General features: G+C 48.8%; 7 protein-coding genes. 4 read left to right on the top strand and 3 right to left on the bottom strand.

Annotation, left to right across the window (positions count from 1 at the left end; genetic code table 11):
* The 3 genes from CBG25_RS09970 to CBG25_RS09960 all read right to left on the bottom strand — a co-directional run.
* The coding region (locus CBG25_RS09970; protein ID WP_290604957.1) for an IS66 family transposase zinc-finger binding domain-containing protein at positions 1–595 on the bottom strand (595 nt) is incomplete at its 3' end.
* A 41-nt stretch (positions 596–636) separates the two neighbouring features.
* On the bottom strand, positions 637–990 hold the full coding sequence (gene tnpB / locus CBG25_RS09965; protein WP_290604955.1) for an IS66 family insertion sequence element accessory protein TnpB: 354 nt from the start codon (positions 988–990) through the stop codon (positions 637–639).
* Positions 987–1340, bottom strand: coding sequence for a hypothetical protein (locus tag CBG25_RS09960; RefSeq protein ID WP_290606397.1), 354 nt, complete (start codon positions 1338–1340; stop codon positions 987–989). Before CBG25_RS09960 ends, tnpB begins: the two co-directional genes overlap by 4 nt.
* 60 nt (positions 1341–1400) lie before the next feature.
* Between CBG25_RS09960 and CBG25_RS09955 the strand changes: the two genes are divergently transcribed.
* The 4 genes from CBG25_RS09955 to CBG25_RS09940 form a co-directional block, all read left to right on the top strand.
* Positions 1401–1697 (top strand): hypothetical protein, encoded by a 297-nt coding sequence (locus CBG25_RS09955; protein ID WP_290606396.1) that lies wholly within the window; start codon positions 1401–1403, stop codon positions 1695–1697.
* The gene (locus CBG25_RS09950; RefSeq protein ID WP_290606395.1) at positions 1694–2599 is read left to right on the top strand and encodes a conjugal transfer protein TraH; all 906 of its coding nucleotides are present in this window, start codon (positions 1694–1696) and stop codon (positions 2597–2599) included. Before CBG25_RS09955 ends, CBG25_RS09950 begins: the two co-directional genes overlap by 4 nt.
* Positions 2554–3102: a conjugal transfer protein TraH gene (locus CBG25_RS09945; protein WP_290606394.1), complete on the top strand. Its 549-nt coding sequence runs from the start codon at positions 2554–2556 to the stop codon at positions 3100–3102. The genes CBG25_RS09950 and CBG25_RS09945 overlap by 46 nt, the downstream gene beginning before the upstream one ends.
* The coding region (locus CBG25_RS09940; protein WP_290603829.1) for a helix-turn-helix domain-containing protein at positions 3099–3191 on the top strand (93 nt) is incomplete at its 3' end. The genes CBG25_RS09945 and CBG25_RS09940, both read left to right, overlap by 4 nt.

The following is a 3191-nucleotide window of genomic DNA, read 5'->3' as shown; positions in this document are numbered from 1 at the left end:
TGGCGTAACTCTTAGGGATAAGCGCCGGCGGCGGAGGGGCTACCTTTACACTACCTTCTGTGCCATGTTGCTCACAGTATCGACAGCCGTATTTTTCACGGATATAACGGGTAACTTGCACGTGAGCGGGTATAAACTCAAGCTCTTCACGCACTTCTCCACCCATCACGTGCATCGGCTGATGGCAGCAATCACACGCCTGCTCCCCGGACGGTAGGTGAATAATAATTTCCCTACGCGGCAGATGGGGTGGGAGTCGTGGGCGGCGTTTTTTTGCAGGCGAAGGAACAGTTGCATCCGGGACGGCATCGTCCGTAATACTATCATTGACGTCAGATAATTGGGTTTCACAGGCTTCGTCATCGCTGGGCGCCCCGTCGGGTCGATGCGCCTCAACTTCAGCTTCGTTAAAAACCTCACCCTGCGGGGAAAGCGGCTCGGCGCTGCGCCCAAAGCGTTTTCGGCGGCAAAGATTCAACTCTTCCAGCAGAATTTGGTATTTTTCCTGCCAATGAAGATTTTCGCGCTGAAAATCAACGATAATCTGTTTTAGCAAATTGATATCGTTGGGTAAGTTATCTATCGAGATATTCATGACGTGACTTTACCATGCCGCGGCAAAATCCTCCGCAAAATTTAACTGGCTATCCTGCAGTTGAGTGGTTGGTGCAGGCGCATTTTAGCCAGGTCGACACCAGCGAGCAACCAGTACCACTGTTCTTCGGTCAATTGTAAGGTTTTTTGACTGGCAGCAGGCCAACGGAAAAAATCTTGCTCCAGGCGTTTGTACCAGAGACAGAAACCGGTTTTATCCCAGTAAAGGGCTTTTACCTTGTCACGATGTCGGTTGCAGAAGACGAACAGGGCCTCATCGAAAGGGGAATGTGCCATATCCTGCTCGATAATCAGCAACAGGCCGTTGATACTTTTACGAAAGTCGACATGACCTGAATAGAGGTAAATGGCCGGCACTTCGACAAACATCTTCATGGTGCCATCTCGCGAATGAAGGTTGCCAGCCAACACGGCGAAATTCCGCTTGTCAGCCGTAACGTACAGTGAGACAGCTCCAGGGTGATAATCGAATGCGTTTGTGCCTTCTCTATCGTGGAGATTTTAGTCGTCAACTTTTCATCCCCGGAGGTCATAATAGCATTCGGCGCCATGGCGTGAATAAAATGCGTGGGCTGTTCTTCCACAGGATAAAGCCGCTTTTTTGCATTGCAGAATGCGCTGCGGGTAATCCTATTCTGACGACAATACTGAGTTGGATTTAATCCAGAACATTGCTGAGCTTCAATGATGGCTCGCCATTCATCATCTGTACGGTAAACTCCCATCTGATATTTCTCCTCAATTTTTAGAGATGAACATGATGGCAAATTAGAAGAAGTAAAAAAATGTGCGGATTTAACGACGCTTACAATGCAACCGCACAGCAACGGGCTATTCCGGTTTTTGTCTACAGTTTTGACGGACTCGGCGATAGTACCTTTAGTAACGTATTACCGGTAACGCCTGATGTGATAAGTGAGTTTTTCCCCGAGTTACCACCGGTGACGCCCACCGATTTTATTGTTAACACCCAAACGCTGGTCGCTATTCCAGTTTCGCAAGGCATGCTGAGTGCAACGGCCTTGGTTAACCGACTGGAACAGTCTTTTCTGCTTGCTGAAAAATTGGGGGTATTGCAGTGAAAAAACGTTACGCATTAATTGCACTGCCGCTCTTTTGTACCTCAATCCAGGCCGGTATCAATGAAGATTTAAACAAATTCTTCCAGCAACTCGATAGTGGCAGTGGGGCAAATGTCACCGAAGCGGCGGCGTGGCAAGGACAGGCAGCAGGTTATCTCACGGGTGGTTCGCTGTTTCTGCGCAACCCCGTCAGGCAAATTCAGCTTATCTCGGTCACCTTACCCGAAGTGAAATCCGGTTGTGGCGGCATTGATGCCTATCTGGGGTCATTTAGCTTCATTAACTCCGACCAGATAAAAGTGATGGCCAAACAGATTTTAAGTAATGCCGCCGGTTACGCCTTCGACCTGGCGTTAGAAGCCGCACTGCCGCAAGTGAAAGCGGTTAAGGATTATCTGCAGAAGCTGGCGACCGATATTAACAACACCAATATCTCCACCTGTCAGGCAGCACAAGGCATTATCGGTGGACTGTGGCCAAAAAATCAGGCCAACACACAACATATTTGTCAGGATATCGCGGGTAACCACAGTGTGTTTGCCGATTGGGCAGCGTCCCGTCAGGGCTGTGGCGTGGGCAATGAAAGCAATAAAGTGTTTAACCATGCCAATGACGAAGAGAAAAAGCGAATACCGCGCAATCGCAACTTAACCTGGAGTGCGTTTGAGAAAATCAATCAGTTTATAAGTAGTGATAGGGAATTAAAGGAACTCATGATGTCGCTGGTCGGCACCGTGATTTATGGCAACTTGGGAGAATTATCGGTTTTGCCAGGGCTAGGTGCAAGTGACAGTGTAATGGACGCAATTTTAAAGGGTGGCACAACGGAGGTATATCGTTGTGACAATGTCACGCAATGCATAAAGCCAACGAAGAGCAAAATCACCACCACACCACAGTGACCGCCAGCCATGGCATGATAGCACAAATCCAAACGTTGTTGTCAAGCCTGTTTAAAAAATCCACCACCGATGCGGCATTAACCGACAAGGAGACAGCCTTGATTGGCAGCACCCGCGTCCAAATCCTGCGCTACGTGATTGACAGTGCCTCACTCAGTCTCGATGAGTCGATGGTGACGTCGCTAGCTGAATACATCGCCAGCGACATGGTGGTCAGCTATATCGACGGCCTGATTGATTTGGTGGAGGTGGCAGGCGCTGGCAGCCTCAACACCGAAGAAGAAAACAGGCAGTTTCAGCAAAGCCTTAAAACCGTGCGCGAGAAAATGGCGCAGCGCTTAACCAAAATGCGCATTAATCAAAGTCATCTGCTGGAGCTTGAACGCAATTTGCACTATTTGCGCCAGCAATGCTGGTTCCGGTCACATCCGATCGCCTGTCGCTACCAATGTAAAAATGATCCACCAAGAGTAAAAATGGCAGTTTTAAGGTACTGCCGATGATAACATTGGAGATCAGAGTGGAAATTTCTGTTTTACATCGCCAGGGTATGTCTATACGTGCGATTGCTCGACGGCTTTCATGCTCAAGA

Source organism: Arsenophonus sp. ENCA (assembly GCF_002287155.1).
Classification (GTDB): Bacteria; Pseudomonadota; Gammaproteobacteria; order Enterobacterales; family Enterobacteriaceae; genus Arsenophonus; species Arsenophonus nilaparvatae.
Note: the sequence above shows the minus strand (reverse complement) of the source record. Positions and strands in the feature narration are given on the sequence as shown.